Origin of the sequence: Streptomyces sp. NPDC005794, assembly GCF_042871445.1 — a bacterium.
Lineage (GTDB): Bacteria > Actinomycetota > Actinomycetes > Streptomycetales > Streptomycetaceae > Streptomyces.
This window is the reverse complement of sequence record NZ_JBIAIN010000010.1, coordinates 13,773-32,071: the sequence shown is the minus strand read 5'-3', so window position 1 is coordinate 32,071 and position 18,299 is coordinate 13,773. Positions and strand designations below refer to the sequence as shown.

21 protein-coding genes are annotated in these 18,299 nt (G+C 68.4%); 11 read left to right on the top strand and 10 right to left on the bottom strand.

What is annotated here, in order from left to right; genetic code table 11:
• Positions 1-309 precede the first annotated feature (309 nt).
• On the bottom strand, positions 310-777 hold the full coding sequence (locus ACFYQ5_RS17645; RefSeq protein WP_389198348.1) for a hypothetical protein: 468 nt from the start codon (positions 775-777) through the stop codon (positions 310-312).
• A 115-nt stretch (positions 778-892) separates the two neighbouring features.
• Here ACFYQ5_RS17645 and ACFYQ5_RS17640 point away from each other — a divergent pair, with 115 nt between their 5' ends.
• Complete coding sequence (locus tag ACFYQ5_RS17640; protein ID WP_389198346.1) at positions 893-2,194, top strand: tetratricopeptide repeat protein; 1,302 nt, start codon at positions 893-895, stop codon at positions 2,192-2,194.
• A 575-nt stretch (positions 2,195-2,769) separates the two neighbouring features.
• On the opposite strand, the gene ACFYQ5_RS17635 is transcribed toward ACFYQ5_RS17640, so the two are convergent.
• Positions 2,770-3,369 (bottom strand): TetR/AcrR family transcriptional regulator, encoded by a 600-nt coding sequence (locus tag ACFYQ5_RS17635; RefSeq protein ID WP_389198344.1) that lies wholly within the window; start codon positions 3,367-3,369, stop codon positions 2,770-2,772.
• A 99-nt stretch (positions 3,370-3,468) separates the two neighbouring features.
• On the opposite strand from ACFYQ5_RS17635, the gene ACFYQ5_RS17630 reads away from it, so the two are divergent.
• The 3 genes from ACFYQ5_RS17630 (at position 3,469) to ACFYQ5_RS17620 (ending at position 6,286) form a co-directional block, all read left to right on the top strand.
• Positions 3,469-4,623, top strand: a complete 1,155-nt coding sequence (locus ACFYQ5_RS17630; RefSeq protein ID WP_389198342.1) for an epoxide hydrolase family protein — start codon at positions 3,469-3,471, stop codon at positions 4,621-4,623.
• Positions 4,624-4,799: 176 nt separating this feature from the next.
• A complete protein-coding gene (locus ACFYQ5_RS17625; RefSeq protein WP_389198340.1) occupies positions 4,800-5,198 on the top strand; it encodes a PPOX class F420-dependent oxidoreductase in 399 nt (132 codons plus the stop codon).
• A gap of 335 nt (positions 5,199-5,533) precedes the next feature.
• Positions 5,534-6,286 carry a hypothetical protein gene (locus ACFYQ5_RS17620; protein WP_389198338.1) on the top strand — a complete coding sequence of 251 codons (753 nt, stop codon included), beginning with the start codon at positions 5,534-5,536 and terminating at the stop codon, positions 6,284-6,286.
• A 208-nt stretch (positions 6,287-6,494) separates the two neighbouring features.
• Here the strand turns inward: ACFYQ5_RS17620 and ACFYQ5_RS17615 are convergent, their stop codons facing one another.
• Positions 6,495-6,902: a hypothetical protein gene (locus ACFYQ5_RS17615; RefSeq protein ID WP_389198336.1), complete on the bottom strand. Its 408-nt coding sequence runs from the start codon at positions 6,900-6,902 to the stop codon at positions 6,495-6,497.
• A gap of 248 nt (positions 6,903-7,150) precedes the next feature.
• Here ACFYQ5_RS17615 and ACFYQ5_RS17610 point away from each other — a divergent pair, with 248 nt between their 5' ends.
• Both ACFYQ5_RS17610 and ACFYQ5_RS17605 read left to right on the top strand, forming a co-directional pair.
• Positions 7,151-7,399, top strand: a complete 249-nt coding sequence (locus ACFYQ5_RS17610) for a hypothetical protein (protein ID WP_389198335.1) — start codon at positions 7,151-7,153, stop codon at positions 7,397-7,399.
• A complete protein-coding gene (locus tag ACFYQ5_RS17605) occupies positions 7,396-7,638 on the top strand; it encodes a hypothetical protein (protein ID WP_389198333.1) in 243 nt (80 codons plus the stop codon). Before ACFYQ5_RS17610 ends, ACFYQ5_RS17605 begins: the two co-directional genes overlap by 4 nt.
• A 21-nt stretch (positions 7,639-7,659) precedes the next feature.
• Here the strand turns inward: ACFYQ5_RS17605 and ACFYQ5_RS17600 are convergent, their stop codons facing one another.
• Entirely contained in the window at positions 7,660-8,439 is a 780-nt protein-coding gene (locus ACFYQ5_RS17600; protein WP_389198332.1) for a hypothetical protein, read from the bottom strand.
• 217 nt (positions 8,440-8,656) lie between these two features.
• Between ACFYQ5_RS17600 and ACFYQ5_RS17595 the strand changes: the two genes are divergently transcribed.
• Positions 8,657-9,118, top strand: coding sequence for a hypothetical protein (locus ACFYQ5_RS17595; protein WP_389198330.1), 462 nt, complete (start codon positions 8,657-8,659; stop codon positions 9,116-9,118).
• Here the strand turns inward: ACFYQ5_RS17595 and ACFYQ5_RS17590 are convergent.
• Together ACFYQ5_RS17590 and mshA are read right to left on the bottom strand one after the other, a co-directional pair.
• Positions 9,090-9,596: a YbjN domain-containing protein gene (locus ACFYQ5_RS17590; protein WP_389198329.1), complete on the bottom strand. Its 507-nt coding sequence runs from the start codon at positions 9,594-9,596 to the stop codon at positions 9,090-9,092. The two genes, ACFYQ5_RS17595 and ACFYQ5_RS17590, sit on opposite strands and share 29 nt — an antisense overlap.
• Positions 9,597-9,644: 48 nt before the next feature.
• Positions 9,645-10,994: a D-inositol-3-phosphate glycosyltransferase gene (gene mshA / locus ACFYQ5_RS17585; protein WP_389198327.1), complete on the bottom strand. Its 1,350-nt coding sequence runs from the start codon at positions 10,992-10,994 to the stop codon at positions 9,645-9,647.
• Between the two features lie 193 nt (positions 10,995-11,187).
• On the opposite strand from mshA, the gene ACFYQ5_RS17580 reads away from it, so the two are divergent.
• The 3 genes from ACFYQ5_RS17580 (at position 11,188) to ACFYQ5_RS17570 (ending at position 14,983) form a co-directional block, all read left to right on the top strand.
• The gene (locus ACFYQ5_RS17580) at positions 11,188-11,973 is read left to right on the top strand and encodes a class I SAM-dependent methyltransferase (protein WP_389198326.1); all 786 of its coding nucleotides are present in this window, start codon (positions 11,188-11,190) and stop codon (positions 11,971-11,973) included.
• A 295-nt stretch (positions 11,974-12,268) separates the two neighbouring features.
• Positions 12,269-13,345 carry an NlpC/P60 family protein gene (locus ACFYQ5_RS17575; protein ID WP_389198324.1) on the top strand — a complete coding sequence of 359 codons (1,077 nt, stop codon included), beginning with the start codon at positions 12,269-12,271 and terminating at the stop codon, positions 13,343-13,345.
• 309 nt (positions 13,346-13,654) lie between these two features.
• Positions 13,655-14,983 (top strand): PP2C family protein-serine/threonine phosphatase, encoded by a 1,329-nt coding sequence (locus ACFYQ5_RS17570; protein ID WP_389198322.1) that lies wholly within the window; start codon positions 13,655-13,657, stop codon positions 14,981-14,983.
• Positions 14,984-14,994: 11 nt separating this feature from the next.
• On the opposite strand, the gene ACFYQ5_RS17565 is transcribed toward ACFYQ5_RS17570, so the two are convergent.
• From ACFYQ5_RS17565 to ACFYQ5_RS17550, 4 genes are all read right to left on the bottom strand, one after another.
• Positions 14,995-15,330, bottom strand: coding sequence for a DUF2516 family protein (locus ACFYQ5_RS17565; RefSeq protein WP_389198321.1), 336 nt, complete (start codon positions 15,328-15,330; stop codon positions 14,995-14,997).
• Positions 15,331-15,447: 117 nt separating this feature from the next.
• Positions 15,448-16,092, bottom strand: a complete 645-nt coding sequence (locus ACFYQ5_RS17560; protein WP_389198320.1) for a hypothetical protein — start codon at positions 16,090-16,092, stop codon at positions 15,448-15,450.
• 28 nt (positions 16,093-16,120) lie between these two features.
• Positions 16,121-16,630 carry a helix-turn-helix domain-containing protein gene (locus ACFYQ5_RS17555; RefSeq protein WP_389198319.1) on the bottom strand — a complete coding sequence of 170 codons (510 nt, stop codon included), beginning with the start codon at positions 16,628-16,630 and terminating at the stop codon, positions 16,121-16,123.
• A gap of 367 nt (positions 16,631-16,997) precedes the next feature.
• A complete protein-coding gene (locus ACFYQ5_RS17550; RefSeq protein ID WP_389198317.1) occupies positions 16,998-17,642 on the bottom strand; it encodes a class I SAM-dependent DNA methyltransferase in 645 nt (214 codons plus the stop codon).
• 154 nt (positions 17,643-17,796) lie between these two features.
• Here ACFYQ5_RS17550 and ACFYQ5_RS17545 point away from each other — a divergent pair, with 154 nt between their 5' ends.
• Entirely contained in the window at positions 17,797-18,297 is a 501-nt protein-coding gene (locus ACFYQ5_RS17545; RefSeq protein WP_389198315.1) for an NUDIX hydrolase, read from the top strand.
• Positions 18,298-18,299 lie beyond the last annotated feature (2 nt).

Here is an 18,299-nt window from a genome sequence, read left to right as displayed (position 1 = left end):
TGTGAAACTGGTAGTCCGCTCGGGCTGCGCCGGTCAGTTCATAGTGCATGGTGCGGGACCATCCAGGCCCCATAGGCGCGCCAGCCTTCCCTCTTAGAATGCACGTCTGAGCTATGGGCGAGGGTTGCCCAGGAGTGTGGGCGATGTGGTCCCAGAACTGCTGAGCCTGCTGAATCCCAACCCGCTCGGCCAGTTCGAGATAGTGATCTCGATACTGGCGATGGACGAGCACGCGATAAGCAGGGGCAAGCTCCGGGCGCCCTCCAGGTCGCCTTCCAGACGCATACGGCCTGTACGCGCCTACTGCAGTCACTCGGGACGCTCCGCGTCAATGAGATCCGCAGAGGATCCCTTGTCAAGCAGAACGCTCCGGCGAAGTGGATCCTCTAGCTGCTGCGCCGTTGTTCGCCAGGCTCGGAGACAGTCATCCAGCGGGGCAGTGCTGTTATCACTATCAGCGGCAACGAGCGCCTCGTTGAGTTCACCTGCAAACTCTTTAAGGTCCTCGCCGTCAAAAACGCGCAGCCACGCCAAATCGCCGAGATTCTGCACCGTAGGCCGAAAGTCAGCCCGCCCAAGCATCCTCTCGAGGCGCATGTGCACTGACGACCACTTGCGAAGCTCCTCCAGGAGGTGCAGTTGCCGCTCCGGGAGCATGACCAAGCTCGTGCCGTCCTTGTCGCGGAGACGTGCCATTCCGCTGCGTGCCGCATCCAGAAACTCCGTGCGGCGCTGCGCGAGATCGGTGGACTGGAAGATCAGTTCGCTACTGGTCACCTCAGCCTCCTCCTTTGAACTCTCTGCATAGGATCCTACGCAGAATCCTGCTTGTCAACCTCCGAAAGGTGGGGCATGATGGACATCTCACCCGCACGGGGGAAGGTGTGGAGCCATGGATGAGCACACAGCTCGACCGTTTGACGCCGCCGAGGCCCTGATCAGGGAATCCGCGACCTCGACGCCGGCAGAGTGGAGCACGGTCAGCCTCGCCAAGTTCATCAAGGACGTTGCCATTACGCCTCCATCTGAGCGAGGTGAAGGCAAAAGTGAAGCTCAAGCACTGGCCGCCATCTCCGCACTCACTAGCCGCGGCCTCGACGGGCATGCGTTCGTTCGGTACGGGGTCGGCTCGGAGCTGGCCAACCGGATCTCCGCGCTCTCCTCACTGGGACCCCTGTTGCAGCACTTATCGGATCACACCAGCCGAGAGTTGGGGCTACCTGCGGAACTCAAGGTTGAGTTGACTGAAATCTCTGACTGGAGCGCACTTTGCGAGAGGATGCTCGGTGAGGAGTCCAGCAATCTAAGCACTGATAGCGCCCTTCTAGAGGGAATTATGAAGATCACCCATGACTGGCGACGGCGCGTGCAGTCATGGGTATTCTCGGCATCCATCACAGACATCCTGGCATGGGAATGCTCAGCAGGCACCGAGGTAGGCGACCTTTTCGAGATTAACAAAAAATCCGATACAGATTTAACTGAATCATTAGCATGGATATCCGACCGCTTGACTGTCACATATCTTTCCGACTGGGAACTTAAGTCACTGCATCGAGAATTCCGTTGGCTTCGCGGCGACATTCCCACCCCGTGCCCTGAGTCCGTCATGGCCATCCGATCCCTAAATCCCGCCGATTTACACCTCGAGATAGCTTCAAGAGCTGTCTTTGAGAGTGAGAATGAGGCCTTGTCCGGCACTGTGGATCAGCTTAGGATTCAGGCGGTACAAACACTGAAATCGGGGGATCGCAGCTCAGCCATAGCACTCTTCAGGGTAATTGTTCGTATCGCCCCCAGTGACGTCTCAGCGAAAAATAATCTCGGATTTGCCCTAATTCAAGACTCCCCAAGAGAGGCGTTGCGCCATTTGAATGGCGCCGCAAAAGCCGGATGCGATCAGCCGCTCATTAACCTTCACAACAGAATGCTTTGCCATCAATTGCTAGGCGAAAATCGGCAAGCTCTTCTTGTCGCGGAGCAGACGTGGCTAAATGGGTTTCCTGGTAAACCTGTACCTGCCCTTCTCTGGGCTTCAGTCCCGGGTGGAGATGACTGGATTCTCGAAGACCATCGCGACGCTCGCGAAGCTGTTGCGCAACTCGCTCACACGATTGCAGAGTCCGTGGGGCTCGAGGCGTCGGGCACCTGGCGCGGGCGAGCATCTGAAATCGCTGGAGAGGCGGCTCTTTAGCGGCGGTGATGCATGTCCGTCTCAGTTACTGAGGCTGAACTCGTGGTGTCGCTCGTGACGCACATCAAGCGGGTGCGAGATCGTTTACGAAGTCCCCATCGGTCGGCAGTGACCCGCGCAGCGAACGGTGAGAGGGTCGCTCCTGGGCCGCCTCTGGGCCGTCCGAGGTTGCTCAACAGCACCCGATGACGACCAATGGCGACTACTCACCCGCAGCCGATCAGCGTCTCCACCTGCGAAAACCCTGGTCGCCGCGATCTACCGCAAGACCCAGGGCAAGAAGAAGAAGAAGTAAAAGTGATCACGCCCCCGACCTGCGCATACGGCGCGGGGCGGGGGCATTTACACGGCCTGGGACCACTGTGGGACCTCAGCGAGGTGGGGCTTCTCCCTGTGCTGGGCCGTCAGATGCTCAACAGGCGGCCGTCAGGCGCGGCGGCTCCAGCGGCGGACTCGTTCGCGGGACAGGCCGGACGAACCCGCCCCACGCCAGGAGGGGATATTCGCAGGCCCCCGCTGCCGCACCTTCCTGCCGTCATCGGCATGTCCGACCTGTGGACGAGCGAGGACAGGTGTCATGCGGGGCGGACGGTTTCCCCGTCCGGTCGCAGGTCGGCGTGACGGAGGCCGGCGAGTGCCACGGCCAGGGCGCGCCGCCACCGGTCGGGGTCGTGCTGCCGCGAGGCGTCCATCACCGCACCCACCATGAGGTGGACGGCTTCGAGGTCACCCGGGGTCACTCCGGCCGGCAACTGGCCGACGCGGACCGCGCGTTCGATGAGTTGTGCGGCTAGTTCCGCGATACGGGCGCAGCCCTGCGCCAGGCGTGAGCTTTCCTGCTGTCCACCGCGCAGCAGTTCGCCCAGGGCTCGGTTGTCGGCTTCGAGTTCGAACTGGCGCTCCATGAACCAGGTGAGGCCGCTCCAGGGGTCGTCGGCCCGGCACGCCTCCCGGGCGAGGTCGACCACGGCGTCGACGTGTTCGGCGAACAGGGCGTCCACGAGGTCCTGGCGGTCAGGGAAGCGGCGATACAGGGTGCCCATGCCGCTTCCAGCCGTGCGGGCGATCTCCTCGTACGGCACCCGCAGCCCGTCGCGGGCCATGAGTTCCCGTGCCGTCTCCAGCAAGCGCTGCCGGTTGCGCTCGGCATCGCGGCGCAGGGGGCGTTCGGTCATGTGGTCGACCTTATCAAGTGGAGGCAATACTTCTAAGTTGAATACTTCTTCCACTTCATGGTTTGGTTGCACCGCTCGCACCCCTACGAGGAGGCTGCCATGCCCTCACTGCCCTCAGACGTCGAAGCGTTCCCGATCGCGGTCGACGAGCAGGAACTCGACCGGCTCGCCCACCGACTGGCCGTCACCCGCTGGCCGGACCCGGAGACCGACCCCGGCCAAGGCCCGGAACTGGAGCGCATCCGCGCGCTGTGCGAGCACTGGGCCACCGCTTACGACTGGCGACGCTGCGAGAAGGACATCAACGACATCGGGTCGTTCCGCACCGTCCTGGACGGCGTCGGCGTGCACTTCCTGCACGCCCGCTCGCCCGAGCCGACAGCGATGCCCCTCCTGCTGTGCCACGGCTGGCCCGGGTCCGTCCTGGAGTTCCGGCACCTGGTCGGGCCGCTGACCGATCCCGTCGCGCACGGCGGCCGGGCCGAGGACGCCTTCCACGTCGTGATCCCCTCCATGCCCGGCTTCGGTTTCTCCGACAAGCCGACCGCCACGGGGTGGGGGGTAGCCCGTATCGCCGACGCGTGGATCGAGCTGATGGACCGCCTCGGCTACCGCGAGTGGGGCGCGCAGGGCGGCGACTGGGGATCGGCCGTCGTCGAGGCGATCAGCCGCAAGGCGCCCGAGCGACTCCTCGGCTTGCACGTCAACCTGCCGCTCGTGTTCCCCACCGCCCAGGAGATCGAGGAGGCGACCCCCGACGAGCAGCGCATGCTGGGCAAGGCCCAGCACTACCGCAGCGTGCTCGACGGCTACTCCCGGGAGCAGGCCACCCGGCCGCAGTCCATCGGCTATTCCCTGGCGGACTCGCCCGTCGGACTGGCCGCCTGGATCTACACCCTCTTCCAGGACGTCACCGACAGCGACGGCGACCCCGAGGCCGTCGTCCCGCGCGATGAGATCCTGGACGACGTCATGATGTATTGGCTGCCCAACGCGGGCTCCTCCTCCGCGCGGTTGTACTGGGAGGCACGCCATGAACAGACAGGCGCCCCCGAGCAGAACCCCGTGCCGGCCGGGTTCAGCATTTTCCCCGGTGAGGCCGTGCAGGCATCGCGCCGCTGGATCGAGAAGCGGTACTCACATGTCCTGCACTACCGCCTGCTCGATCGCGGAGGACACTTCGCGGCTCTCGAACAGCCCGTCGTCCTGACCGAAGAGATCCGCACCACCTTCCGCTCACTGCGCCGCGGATGACCCCTGCCTGACCTGTCATTGCATTCACCGCAGGACCGACAGCCCCGCCCGGTCGGTCCGCCGAGTTCGACACGTCTTACCGACCTGCCGACCTGCCGATCAGCCGAACACGGTCGGCTACGCACTTCCCCGAGCACCCGTAACCAAGTACCCGTAACCGAAGAGGCGTTTCCACCATGCTCCTGCCGAATCACCTGATCGAAGTGCTGCAGTCTCCGGCCCCGTGCTTCCTGACCACACTCATGCCGGACGGTTCTCCCCAGATCACGCAGACCTGGGTGGACACGGACGGGACCCACATAGTGATCAACACGGTGACCACCCATCAGAAGACGCGCAACATCGAGCGCGACCCCCGGGTCGCCGTGGCCGTGGCCGACCGAACCGATCCGTCGCGTTACTGGGCGGCCCGCGGCCGTGTCACGGCAGCCGAAACGGAGGGGGCTCGGGAGCACATCGACAAGCTCGCCCACAAATACCTGGGCCGTCCCTATCCGGGGTTCGACGGCGGCACGCAGCAGCGCATCATTCTGACCATCACCGTTGACACGTTGCACACCGTCCCTCCTCGGTGAGCGTCTCGAGCGTTGCCTCTCCTGGGTGAGTGCGGCTTCGGTGGTTTGACGTCATCCGGCCGGGGCCGCAATCGGAACCTGCGGCAGATCCGCTGGGCGAGGTCAGCGAGTACGGGGCCGCCCTGGTGCAGCGCGGGTGTGGGCCGCCCTGGTGTAGCGCGCGTGTGGGCCGCAGCAGTTGGCCGCGTCCCGTGCACACGACAGGAGTGTCATGACACCGTAACCGCGCTTCCCAAGGGGTCGCCGCGCCGTACAGGATAGTGACCGACAAGGCAGAGGCCAGCCGGAATGACCAACGGCCCGGCCACATCACCATCAGCAGGGGGAGTCCCATCATGCTTCGCACGCACCGCCGCAAGTCCGTCCTCGCCGCAGCGGCCCTGGTGGCCACGACCATGCTGCTGACCGCCTGTCAGGGGGGGAACACGGAGGACAGCGGCAAGTCGACCGGGGCCACGACCTCGATCACGGCCGCCAGGGGGGCGTCCGCCGAAGGCGGGAGCGCCACCGGTGCCGGCATCGAGTCGAAGCGCGGCACGGTGTCGGGCAAGTGGGTCGGCACGGTCTCCTACCTCGCCCCCGGCAAGTACACCGTCACGGACGCGAACGGCGCGGAGCAGGCGTTCTTCACCTCGGAGGACACCGACATCGAGGGCGCGGGCAAGATCTGTGGTGACGCGGACGGCCAGGCCGCCACGCCGTGCACCGAGGAGGAGCTCGAAGCCGCGGCCAAGAAGGGGTTCGGAGCGACGGTCGACGTCAAGGACGGAGTGGCTGTCAGCATCATCGAGGACCACACCGACAGCGGCAACGGTATGGGCGAGGGCGAGAAGTCGGGGCTCTTCTCCGGCACCCTCGGTTACATGGCGCCGGGCAAGTACTCCCTCAGCCGCGACGGCAACGAGCGCGCGTTCTTCACCGCCACCGACACCGTCATCAACGGCGCCGGCTGGATCTGCGGTGACGCGGAGACCATCACGCCCTGCACCGAGGAAGACCTCGAAGCCGCGGCCAAGAAGGGCGGCATCGCTGTCGTCGTCAAGGTCGAGGACGGGGTCGCCGTCACCATCGACGAAGAGCACAACTGACCACAGACCCGAACGGGCAACGGGGCGACGCGCCCTGCACGACGCCCCGCGACGCCAGCTTCCACAAACTCCCTCCCGCTCACAGATCCGGCGCCGTCCCTGACCCCTTCGGCTCCTCTTCGGTGAGCGGGAGTACGTCGCTCTCCACCATCCGCGCGGCCGCCATCCGCACGGCCCGTCATCCGCCCGGCCCGTCGGCCGACCGCTCTCAGGGTGTCGGGCCGTTCGCCTCCTCGTGCGGCATGACGACCACCTGGCACGCGTCCTCGTAGATGATCCTGCCGGGACTCGACGACTCCAGACGGCGGCAGTCGACGCCGTGGGCGGCGAGGATCTCCAGGTAGCCGTCCACCCGCTCGATGAGTTCGTGCGCCGAGGACTTGAACCAGGCCACGGCGCCGGGGTGGATCTCACGGTCGTAGATCCGGGGGTCGACGTGGGTGGGATTGACGTAATGGGCGTCGTACCAGTCGTTGTTGGCGCGCCAGAACCTGTACTGCTCCTCGTTCAGCCTGCCCTGACGGGCCAGCTCGTTGGTCAGTACGAAGACCCCAGGGAAATGGCCACGCGGGTGGCGCACCGTTCCCTGGAAGCGAATGTACGGCGCGCCGCGCATGGGTACACCTCCGTGTCGGACCGGTATCCAACCACTGCGGGTGCTTCCACCGGATGCCCGGCCCCGAACGTGCCGCTTCGTTCCGTGACGGCGAGGGACACCCGTCCGGCATCGGGGAGCCGGTCGTCATGGCTCGCCCCTCGGACACCCGCTAACGTGAGCTCCACACCTGCCCGTTGCCCAGGTACACACCCCCGGCGGTGCGGGCGGACGGGGCGCGGAGAGCAAGGAGATCGGGGAGAGCGATCATGGGCGAGTCTCTGAAGACCTTCGTCGGCGGCACCGAGGTCGAGGTGCCCAACAGCATTCCGGCGATCCGTGCCGCGCTGCCCGAGGAGAGACGCGAGGAGTTCGACTTCGCGATCAACGAGGCCGGGGTGCACGAGATCCAGGCCGTCATGCGGCACTGGATGCTCGAATCCGTGCCCGATCCCGAGGCCGAACAGATCCTGGACCGGCTGGCGCAGGACGAGGCCGAGAGGCGGAACGTCGCTTGAGCTTCCGCATCTCCTACGCACCGCCCGCCGATGACACCCTGGCCAAGATGCGCGACGGCGACTCGTTCCGGGACGAGATGGCGCGCACCCTGGGCCTCCATCCGTACGGGCATGCCTCGACCGCCGTCAAACATGAACGTGACCGGCGCGAGGCGACCGTGTCCGGCGCCATCGTCCTCTACTACGTCTCCGGGTCCGTGCTGACGGTCACCGTGGTCAGGCTCGTACCGCTGCCGTGACCCGGAGAGGTGGCGGGGGTCTCAGCCGAGCTTCTTGACCTGCGCGTCGATCACCGCGGTCGGCCGGTCGAAGTCGGACTTCGCTCCCGACTTGCCGAGGTTGAACGAGAAGAACGTGGCGACCGTGCCGCCCTGACGGACGCTCACGAGCTTGAAGGGGACCGCCTCGTCGCCCTCCCCCATCTGTACCCGCCAGGCGAGGGCCTCTTCGCCGCCCGTCACCTTCTCCTCGGTCAGCTTGGTGACCTTCTGCTCGCTGCCCTGCATGGTCAGGGTGAATCCGCCGGCCGAGCACTTCGCGGCAGATTCACGCAGCTCGGCGAGGCTCTTCGTGGCACCGTCGTCCTCGTACGAGGCGAGGGTGACCAGGGACGAGGTCACGTCGAGCATGCCGGCGAGCGCGTCCTCGGGGGCGGCGGACTCGTCCTTCTTGGGCTCCTCGACGACCTTGCGCCCGGCGTTCCCGACCGGGGTCCCCCGCTTCACGCCGTAGAAGGCGAAGCCGATGGGCTCGCACTCCTTCTTGTCGACGGTGACGTCCCCGGGCTGGGCGATGTCCTTCGGGCCGGTCTTGCTGATCTTGTGGCCGGCGACGTCGCCCTGCTCCAGCGACACCTTCTCCAGCTCGGCCGAGGTCAACGCCTTGGCAGCCGCGGGCTTGGCGGCGGCGTCGCCCTTGGTGCCCGATGCACCGCCGTCACCCTTGGCGGCGGAGTCCGAGCCGCCGCATGCGGTGGCGAACAGGGTCAGGGACGCCACAGCGGCGGCGAGGGCGGTACGGCGTACGGCGGTGGCGCGCATGGTTCGTTCATCTCTCCGTCTGAAGGTGCAGCAGACCCGTCCCGCCGGGTGATTCCGGGCTGACACGGGGCTGCCGCGATGCGCCACACTTTACGATCGGACACCTGTCCGATGATCGTCCCGAACGATCACGGAATGTGATCGTGACTCTGTTGTGATCACCTTGTGAAGCTCCCGTGGGGCACCCCGGGTGGGTTGCCGACTCCGCAGCTGATCCTTGGGGGCCCCGGCGCACACCACAGGGCTGAGCTACGAACGAGGCCTGCTCGTCAACGAGGTCACCTTCTACGGCGCCGCCGCCGCGGGCGGTCCCACGATCCCGCGGGTCGTGCACAGCGAGCTCGACCCAGGGGCGCCGCCCGGGGCGTACGTGGTGATGACCGCCTGCCCGGGGCGGCCCGGGAGCGCCGTCGCCAGTGACCTGACGCCCGGCGAGAACAGGGCGCCGCGTTCGGAGTTCGGGGGCGTCGTCGACCAGCTCCACCGCGTCACGGGCCCCGCCGGGTTCGGGTACCCGGCCGAGCCCCTGGGGCCCCTCTCCCCCACCCGGCGCGCGGCGTTCACCGCGATGACCGACGCCGTGCTCAGCCGCCACGGCCACCACGCCGACCGGCTGATCCCTCGGCGACCCACCGGTCTCGGCCTCGGCCTCAGGAGGGGCGCTGCGTCAGATGGGTGAAGGCGTCCAGATTGCGGGTCGATTCGCCGCGCTCCACCCGCCAGGCGTACTCCTTGCGGATCGCGCTCGCGAAGCCCAGTTCGAGCAGCGGGTTGAACGCGCCGTCCGCCGCCTCCAGCACCACGCCCAGCAGCCGGTCGAGTTCCTCGGGTGTGATCACGGAGAGCGGGAGCCGGCCGACGAGGTAGATGTCGCCGAGCTGGTCGATGGCGTAACCGACCCCGAACAGCCGGAGGTTGCGCTCCAGGAGCCAGCGGTGCACGGCCGCGTCGTTCTCGTCCGGGTGACGGATGACGAAGGCGTTGAGGGAGAGGGAGTGCTGTCCGACGATCAGGGAGCAGGTCGTGGACAGTTTGCGGGTGCCTGGCAGCTTGACGACGTAGTTGCCGGGCCCGGGGCTCTCCCATGCGAGCTCCGCGCCGTTCAGCGTCGCCTCGATGACCTGCGCCGCTGCTGCCTCGTCGGATACGTCAGCCATGGTGCGAGCGTACGACAGCGTGCCCGCGCGCTCAGCCGGGCGCCGTCCTCAGCCGTGGTGCGAGCTGGCGCGGCGCCGGTGGTCGTGCATCGCCGCCGTGTACACATCGGCGGTGGCCGACGCCGCCGTGTCCCAGCCGAACGACTGGGCGTGTGCGGCAGCGGCCTCGCCCATCCGGTCGGTCAGCTCCGCGCTGTCCGCGAACCGGCCGAGCGCCTGTGCGTACGCCTCCGGGGCGTGGCCCGGGATCAGGAAGCCGCTGACTCCGTCCCGCACGGCGACCGGAAGGCCGCCCACCGCTGCCGCGACCACGGGTGTGCCGGCCGCCTGGGCCTCTATGGCGACGAGCCCGAAGGACTCGCTGTACGAGGGCATGACCAGCACGGACGCCGCCCGGAACCAGTCGGCGAGCTGGTCCTGGCCGACCGGCGGGTGGAAGCGTACGACGTCGGAGATGCCCAGGCGCGCGGCCAGTTTCTGCAGGCCCTCCGGCTTGGCGAGCCCGCTGCCGCTGGGGCCTCCGACGACGGGTACGACGATGCGTGAGCGCAGCGAGGGGTCACGGTCCAGGAGGACGGCGACGGCGCGCAGCAGCACGTCCGGGGCCTTGAGCGGCTGGATGCGGCCGGCGAACAGCGGGATCAGCGCGTCCTGCGGCAGACCGAGGCGGGCGCGTGCGGCAGCACGGCCGTCGCCGGGGCGGAAACGCTCCAGGTTGACCCCGGGGTGCACGACGGCGACCGATGCCGGGTCCGCGTCGTAGAAGTGGATGAGCTCGTCGGCCTCCCCGGCGGTGTTCGCGATGAGCCGGTCGGAGGCGTGCACGATCTGGGTCTCGCCGATGACGCGGGCGGCGGGCTCGGGGGTGTCGCCCTCGGCGAGCGCCGCGTTCTTGACCTTCGCCATGGTGTGCATGGCGTGGACGAGGGGGACGCCCCAGCGCTGCGCGGCGAGCCAGCCGACCTGGCCGGAGAGCCAGTAGTGGGAGTGGACCAGGTCGTAGTAGCCGGGGCGCTGGCCTGCCCAGGCCTGCATCACACCGTGGGTGAAGGCACAGAGCTGGGCGGGCAGCTCCTCCTTCGCGAGGCCCTCGTACGGCCCGGCGTCGACGTGGCGGACCAGGACGCCCGGCGCCAGTTCGACCACCGGGGGCAGCCCGCCGGTGGTGGCACGGGTGAAGATCTCGACCTCGATGCCGATCGCGGCGAGACGCTCGGCCAGTTCCACGATGTAGACGTTCATACCGCCCGCGTCGCCGGTGCCCGGCTGGTGCAGCGGCGAGGTGTGCACGGAGAGCATCGCGACGCGGCGCGGCTTACGGTTTCCGGCGAAACCGCCCGGGAAGCGGATACGGGGTGCCGCACGGCTGCTGCCGAGCCGGGAGACGTACTGGCTCACGGGTCCGCTCCTCCTCGCTCAGGGCATGACACGTACGGGCACAGGGCGCCCTCGAAGTGGCAGAACAGCAGAACTCAGCCTTTCATTTCCACTTTGCCAAAACATTGCGATCCCCTCCGGCGCGCCGGAGGGTGCCCCGCGCCCCCTGCCCGCTCCGAGTGAGCCTGCCGGTGCTTCGCATACGCTCCTCCTCATGCACCAGCGCCCCATCGGCACCGCGACCCGCGGGACCACCAACCCCAACCGGCTGCGCCGCATGGACCGCTGGATCGCCGCCACCCACGGCCCCGCCCTGCGCCGCAGCGACTCGCCCCTCGCGGTCGACCTCGGTTACGGCGCCGCACCCTGGACCGCCCTCGAACTCCTGGAGCGACTGCGCACCGCCGAGCCGCGCACGGCCGTCGTGGGCGTCGAGATCGACCCCGCACGGGTCGCGGCGGCACAGCCGTACGAGCGCGAGGGCCTCACCTTCGTGCACGGCGGTTTCGAGATCCCCACCGCCGGCCGGCCGGTGCTCATCCGGGCCGCCAACGTGCTGCGCCAGTACGACGAGGGCGAGGTCGCCGCGGTCTGGCAGCGGCTGTGCGCCCGGCTGTCCCCCGGAGGGCTCCTGGTCGAGGGCACCTGCGACGAGATCGGCCGCAGGCACGTCTGGGTCGCACTCGGCCCGGAGGGGCCGCGCACGGTGACCTTCGCGACCCGGCTCGGCTCGCTGGAGCGTCCCTCGGACCTCGCCGAGCGCCTCCCGAAGGCCCTGATCCACCGCAACGTGCCGGGCGAACCGGTGCACGCCTTCCTGCGGGACCTCGACCGGGCCTGGGCCACGGCCTCCCCGTACGCGTCGCTGGGCGCGCGCCAGCGCTGGATCGCGGCCGTCCGGGCGGTCTCCGCCGACTGGCCTCTGACGGACGACGTACGACGGTGGCGGCAGGGCGAGATCACGGTGCGCTGGTCCGCGCTGCGGCCCGCCACGGTCTGAGCGCCACCGGGCGGGAGGCGAAGGGCGGGAGGCGACGAGTGGAAGGCGACGGGTGGAAGGCGACGGGTGGAAGGCGACGGGCAGGACCGGCGGGTGGGACCGACGGGCAGGACGTGACCGGATCCGGGAACACCGGCGGATCACCGTTCGTCCCCTGTGTGGCGGGAGGCTGACGCGGACCACTGTTGCTTTACGGGACGACATGACACGATCGCGTCGTCACACAAACGTTACTGACGGTCAGTCACATGTGCGCGATATGGCTTTCGTTGCCTTTCGCCCGGAGGGGGAGCTTGTGAACCGACGCCACTGTGCCACTGCCGCGATCACTCTGGTCTGCGCACTGGCCCTGCTGACCGCGCCGGTCCAGGCCATGGCCGCTCCGATACCCGAGCCCACCCCGACGGCCACCGCACCGGACGCTCCCGCTCCCCCGAAGAAGAGCCTCGAGGAGGTGCGCGAGGAGATCGACACCCTCTACCGCAAGGCCGGGGCGGCCACGGACGCGTACAACCTCGCCGAGGAGCAGTCCAAGAAGCAGTCCGGCGAGATCGCCCGGCTCACCAAAACGATCGCCGACGGCCAGGCGAAGATCGCCGAGCTGAAGGACAGGGCGGGCGCCCAGGCCCGCGAGCAGTACCGCAACGGCGGGCTCCCCCCGGGAGCCCAGCTGATGCTGAGCGGCGATCCCGATCTCTTCATGGACGGCGTCAACCAGGTCAGGCAGGACCAGCAGGCCACCAAGGGCATGCTGACCGAACTGGAGCAGGCCCAGGAGGACTTGGAGACGTACACGAAGGACGCCGGCCTCAACTGGAAGAAGATCGAGGCCGGTCGCGTCAAGCAGGCCAAGGCGAAGAAGAGCATCGACGCGCAGATCGCGGCGGCGGAGAAGCTCGAATCGCAGCTGGCGACGGAGGAGCAGGCCAGGCTCCTCCAGATGGAGAAGGACGCCGCGTCCACGGCACAGGCCGCCTGGCTCTCCTCCGGCGCGCTCCGGGACATCAACCGCGAGGCGAGCGCCGCCGGCAAGCAGGCGTTGGCCTTCGCGACCGCCCAGATGGGCAAGCCGTACGTATGGGGGGCCGAGGGCCCCGGTTCGTACGACTGCTCGGGGCTGACCTCACAGGCCTGGGCGGCGGCGAAGCGGCCGATCCCCCGGACCTCCCAGGAGCAGTGGCGGCAGCTGCCCCGCATCCCCGTCCAGGACATGCGCCCCGGCGATCTGATCATCTACCACAGCGACGCCAGCCACGTCGGGATGTACGTCGGCGACGGCTCGATCGTGCACGCGCCCCGGCCGGGCCGGCACGTCACGCTGGCAGGCGCGGGCTCGATGCGGATCCTGGGCGTGGTCCGCCCGGACAAATAGGCACCCCCGCGCACGCACCCCGCACCCCGCACCCCGCACCCCGCACCCCGCACCCCGCACCGATGGACGGCCCGGTGAGTGTGTGCGGCACGTGTCGGACGCGTGATGTTCGTCATGACCCCATGTCCGTTTCCTGTGCGCCCGTCGCGCCGGATCCGTGGTGGGACGCGGCTTATGGCCGCGCATATGACGCAGGACGCTCGCCGGGTGCCATTCCGTTCCCCTGCTGTGGACCGCTATCGTCCCGTCGGCGGGTCGTCGATCGTCGTCCCGCCGCGCCCTCGGGGGGAGGGAAGGAAACCCGAACCGATGCCCGTACCCGTACCGCAGCAACGTGCTGTTCCCGCTGCGGAGACCGCTCATGGCGCCGACCTCACCCTTCTGGTGATCGAGGACGACCCTGCGGGCACCTTCGCCGTCCCCGAGCCGTCGTCCACCACCGGAGCGCGGGTCCGCGTCCGCACCGCCCGCAACCTCACCGAGGCCGGCCGGCTGCTCACCGATGACGTCGACTGCATCCTGCTCGACCTCGACCTGGAGGCGGCGGCCCTGCCCGCCGGCGCACGCGCCGACGACGCCGACGACGCCGACGACGAGACCGGCCACCCGGACGAGCTCGCCGCCCTCAAGCACATCCTGCGCATCGCACCGCGCCACGCCGTCCTCGCCCTCACCGCGGAGGACGACGCCGAGCGGGCCGCCGAAGCCGTACGCGTCGGGGCCCAGGACTATCTCTTCCGCGGCGAGCTCGACGGGCGCCTCCTCAGCCGCGCCATCCGGTACGCCGTGGAGCGCAAGCGGGCGGACATCGCACAGCACCAGCTGACCGAATCCCGGCTGCGCGCCCAGGAGAACGCCCGGCTGGAACGCGGCCTGCTGCCCACCCCGCTCCTCGACGGCTCCGATCTGGCCTTCGCCGCCCACTACCGGCCGGGCCGTAGCCGCGCGCTGCTCGGCGGGGACTTCTACGACACGGTCCGCACACCCGACGGCACGGTCCACGCCATGATCGGCGACGTCTGCGGGCACGGCCCGGACGAGGCGGCGCTCGGCGTGGAGCTGCGTATCGCCTGGCGGGCGCTCACGCTGGCCGGGCTCTGCGGCGACGACCTGCTGTCCACCCTGCAGCAGGTGCTGGAGCACGAACGGCAGAGCGAGGAGATCTTCGCGACGCTCTGCACCGTCGACATCGCCCCGGACGGCCGCCGCGCGGGCCTGTGCATCGCGGGCCACCCCGCACCGCTGATCGCCCGCCAGGGGCGGGCGGCGCACCTGCTCCCGTACGAGGACGGCGGCCCCGCCCTCGGCCTGCTGCCGCAGGCCCGGTGGCCGCGCCGGCAGGTCGAGCTGGGCGGCTCCTGGAGCCTGATGATGTACACCGACGGGCTGATCGAGGGGCGCGTCGGGCCGGAGGGGACCCAGCGGCTGGGTCAGGACGGCATGGTCGCGATGGTCAACGGCCGACTGGACCAGGGGCTCGGGGGCGAGGCCCTGCTGGAGGCCGCCGTCACCCAGGTGCAGGAGCTGAACGGCGGCGAGCTGACCGACGACGTGGCGGTCCTGCTGCTGGAACGCGACGAGGCCCGGATACGCCGCAGGGGCGGGAGCGCATCGCGCTCCCGCCCCTGCGCCGCTTAGTCGGCCGACGCTCAGCGCCCGCCGTTGTAGGGACCGTACGGTCCGTCGCTGCTGGAGCCTCCGCGACGGCCACCGCCGCCCGATACGGCCTTGATCGCCGGCCGCACGTCCACCATGAAGACGATGGACGCGATGACGCCCGCGATCTGCAGGAACAGGATCGGGATGACGAGGTTCACGAAGACGGTGACCCCGAGGATGATCAGCCAGAAGGACTTCTTCTGCTTGTCCGCGGCCCGGTAGGCGTCCTCGCGCGCCGTCACGGCGAAGACCAGCGCGACCACGGCCAGGACGACCATGGCCAGGTACAGCAGCTGCAGGAACGAGCCGAATGCTTCGAGCAACACGGTGAGCACCGCCTAGTCAGTGGGTGAGCGCCTCGCGGCCAAGGCATGGGGACAACGACCCGGGCACCCTCAAAAGTGCCCGGCCCGCTCTTCCAGTACTCCTCGGACCGCTCCCGCCTACTTCGCGGAGGGCGGGGTCGTCTTCTTCGCCGCGGGCTTGCGCACGGGCGACGTCTTCTTCGCCGCGGCGGGTGCCGCCTTGGACTCGGCGGCCTTCGGCGCGGGCTTCTTCGCGACGGGGGACACCGGCTTCGCGGGGGCCACCGGCTTCGTCGCCGCCTCGGACTTCTGCTTCGGCACGGACTTCGGCTCCGCCTCGACCACCGCGGCGATCTCGACGATCTCCTCGGCCGTCTCGCCGCGCCAGGTCCGCACGCTGTGCTCGCCGCGCTCGGCGACCTTCTCGTACGTCTCCCGGGCGCGGACCGCGTACTCGGCGGCCACGCCCACACTGCGCAGGGCCAGGTCCTGGGCGGTCTCGCCCCACTTCTTGAGGTCGGTGTCCAGCGCGCCGAAGACCTCGGTCACCTTCGCCTGCACGGTGGCCTGAGCCTCCTTGGCCTGTGTGGTGACCCGCTCCTGAACGGCCTTCGGGTCGGTGTTGCGCACCGCCTCGATCCGCTCGGGCGCCTCGGCCCGCAGCTGCTCGATCAGAGCCGGGACCTTGCGCGCCTGCTCCACGGCGAGATCGGCCGTACCGGCGGCGAAGTAGAGGGGGGTGGGGTCGGTGAGGGTCTTACGCAGGTCATCGGTGATGGCCATGACTGTGGTCCTCCCGGATCATCAGAAGTCAGTTCGCTGGTGGGTCTGCATCACTGCCGCCGGCCGTGCGGGGGCCGCGGGCATCCGGACCGGTACCGGCCACGTCACCGGCACCCTTGTCCGCGTCGGCATCGATTCTGCTCTTCGCCTCGGCGGCACCGTGGAACTCGGCGCCGGTGTCGGGCGCGACATCGAAACCGTTCTCCCGGCGGAAGGAGTCGTAGATCTGCAGCAGCACGTTCTTCTGCCGCTCGTTGATCGACGGATCGGCCAGTATGACCGCCCGCGTCTCCAGCTCCTCCCGCTCCCGCTCATCGAGGATCCCGGCCCGCACGTAGAGCGTCTCGGCCGAGATCCGCAGGGCCTTCGCGACCTGCTGCAGCACCTCGGCGCTCGGCTTGCGCAGACCGCGTTCGATCTGGCTGAGATACGGATTGGACACTCCGGCGGCGTCGGCGAGCTGCCGCAGGGAGAGCTGCGCGGTACGCCGCTGCTCACGCAGGTACTCGCCGAGATTGCCGACGTTGAGTGATGCCATGCCTCGATACTGCACCCACCTTGCTAACTATTGCAAGCACATGCTTGCAAAAGTGTTCCACGTCATCCGCCTGCCTTGCTGAGCCTGAGCACGATAGGTGTCGTATTTGCAGGACATCTGTCGTCATCCGCGTCCGGTCCCCTGGTGCAGGTGCTCTCGGGTCGACTTCTGCGGGTCGGCTGTGTCCGGTCTCAAATGATCTGGTTCCGAGTCGGGTCGCTGACCTGCGGCGACCAGTTCAATTGAGATGTGGGGAAGCCAGGAATCTCAAGTGATGTGGTCCCGGGCGAGCGGATGCCAGAGGCTGTCCCAAGTGATGTGGTCCGACTTCGCTGTGCCGTCGGCCACAACCGGACCGCTGGCGTGGCTAGGACTGACGGCGTGCGAAGAGGACCGCACCTGGAACGCTCTCGTCGGGGTCGATCAGCATTTGGGCCTCGACGGTGAACCCGGCATCGCGTAGCCATGCCGCCACTTGGTCAGGGTGGCGGCGGTGAACGTGCACGTTCATCGGGTGGCCGCCGTAGCCCTGCGTCTTCAGCCTCGACCCGTCGCCGACGTGAAAGCCGAGCAGCAGTGGTCCGCCGGGACGCAACACGCGCCGGAAGTGGCCGAAGACCGTGGGCACTGCTTCGTCGGGGACGTGAATCAACGACCAAAATGCGAGCAGGCCGACGACTGAAGCATCGGCGAGGTCGAGGTCGGTCATCGAGCCCACCTCGAACCGCAGGCGGGGGTGGTCGCGCCCAGCCACGTCGATCATCCCGGATGAAAGGTCGATGCCGAAAGCGTCCACACCCAGCTCGTGCAGGTGAGCGGTGACGTGTCCAGGTCCGCAGCCCACGTCCGCCACCGGCCCACCGCCAGCGGCGTGCACCAAGTCGGCGAATAGCGCCAGAGCCGCCCGAAGATACGGCGCCCCGGCCAAAGCCTCGCGTAGTTGGTCGGCATAGCTGGCCGCGACCGTGTCGTAGGAGGTCCGGGTGTCTGCCAACCAGCGGTCCGCGTTCATGGCTCGACAGAGTAGTGCAGTGATCAGGGGGACGAACCAGATCAACTGAGATCAACGACCCATCAGACCGGGTCACTTGAGACGGAGACCAGATCCTTCGAGACGGGACAGCCGGGAAGCAGCGTTGTCGGTGGGCTCTGCCAGGGTGTGCGTCGTGGATGAATTGGTGGAGCGTGTCGACGGTCAAGATCGCGTGCTGGGGGTGGTCAGCCGTCGGGAGGCCATCCGGGAGGGTTGGCTGCATCGGGTCGCCGTGACGGTGTGTCGTGATGATCGTGGCCGGATCCTCGTCCACCGACGGTCGGAACAGGTATCGCGCTTCCCCGGGCTCTATGAGGTCGAGGTCGGTGGCGCCGCAAATGTCGGCGAGTCCTATGAACAGGCCGCCGCGCGGGAACTGGCCGAAGAGCTGGGCATTCGTGCGCTGCCACGCCTGCTGTTCACGTTCATCAACCGCAGCGGCTTGAGCCCTCACTGGCTCGGCGTGCACGAAGCCGTGGTGCCTGACGCCGTGGTCCCCGATCCCAATGAGGTCGCCTGGCATGGCTGGCTGACCGAGCCGGAGCTCGGCTCGGCTCTGCCGGAGTGGCGCTTCACCCCCGACAGCCACGAAGCCTTCAGCCGGTATCTCGCGTTCCGGAGCGCGCAGTCCTGACC

Bases quoted from the DNA above. Each gene is read 5' to 3' on its own strand.
- ACFYQ5_RS17625 (WP_389198340.1), top strand. From the start codon at position 4,800: ATGCTCCTGCCGAATCACCTGATCGAAGTGCTGCAGTCTCCGGCCCCG.
- ACFYQ5_RS17570 (WP_389198322.1), top strand. From the start codon at position 13,655: ATGCCCGTACCCGTACCGCAGCAACGTGCTGTTCCCGCTGCGGAGACC.
- ACFYQ5_RS17635 (WP_389198344.1), bottom strand. From the start codon at position 3,369: ATGACCGAACGCCCCCTGCGCCGCGATGCCGAGCGCAACCGGCAGCGC.
- ACFYQ5_RS17590 (WP_389198329.1), bottom strand. From the start codon at position 9,596: ATGGCTGACGTATCCGACGAGGCAGCAGCGGCGCAGGTCATCGAGGCG.
- ACFYQ5_RS17550 (WP_389198317.1), bottom strand. From the start codon at position 17,642: ATGAACGCGGACCGCTGGTTGGCAGACACCCGGACCTCCTACGACACG.
- ACFYQ5_RS17580 (WP_389198326.1), top strand. From the start codon at position 11,188: ATGCACCAGCGCCCCATCGGCACCGCGACCCGCGGGACCACCAACCCC.
- ACFYQ5_RS17640 (WP_389198346.1), top strand. From the start codon at position 893: ATGGATGAGCACACAGCTCGACCGTTTGACGCCGCCGAGGCCCTGATC.
- ACFYQ5_RS17610 (WP_389198335.1), top strand. From the start codon at position 7,151: ATGGGCGAGTCTCTGAAGACCTTCGTCGGCGGCACCGAGGTCGAGGTG.
- ACFYQ5_RS17630 (WP_389198342.1), top strand. From the start codon at position 3,469: ATGCCCTCACTGCCCTCAGACGTCGAAGCGTTCCCGATCGCGGTCGAC.
- ACFYQ5_RS17555 (WP_389198319.1), bottom strand. From the start codon at position 16,630: ATGGCATCACTCAACGTCGGCAATCTCGGCGAGTACCTGCGTGAGCAG.
- ACFYQ5_RS17615 (WP_389198336.1), bottom strand. From the start codon at position 6,902: ATGCGCGGCGCGCCGTACATTCGCTTCCAGGGAACGGTGCGCCACCCG.
- ACFYQ5_RS17560 (WP_389198320.1), bottom strand. From the start codon at position 16,092: ATGGCCATCACCGATGACCTGCGTAAGACCCTCACCGACCCCACCCCC.
- ACFYQ5_RS17620 (WP_389198338.1), top strand. From the start codon at position 5,534: ATGCTTCGCACGCACCGCCGCAAGTCCGTCCTCGCCGCAGCGGCCCTG.
- ACFYQ5_RS17600 (WP_389198332.1), bottom strand. From the start codon at position 8,439: ATGCGCGCCACCGCCGTACGCCGTACCGCCCTCGCCGCCGCTGTGGCG.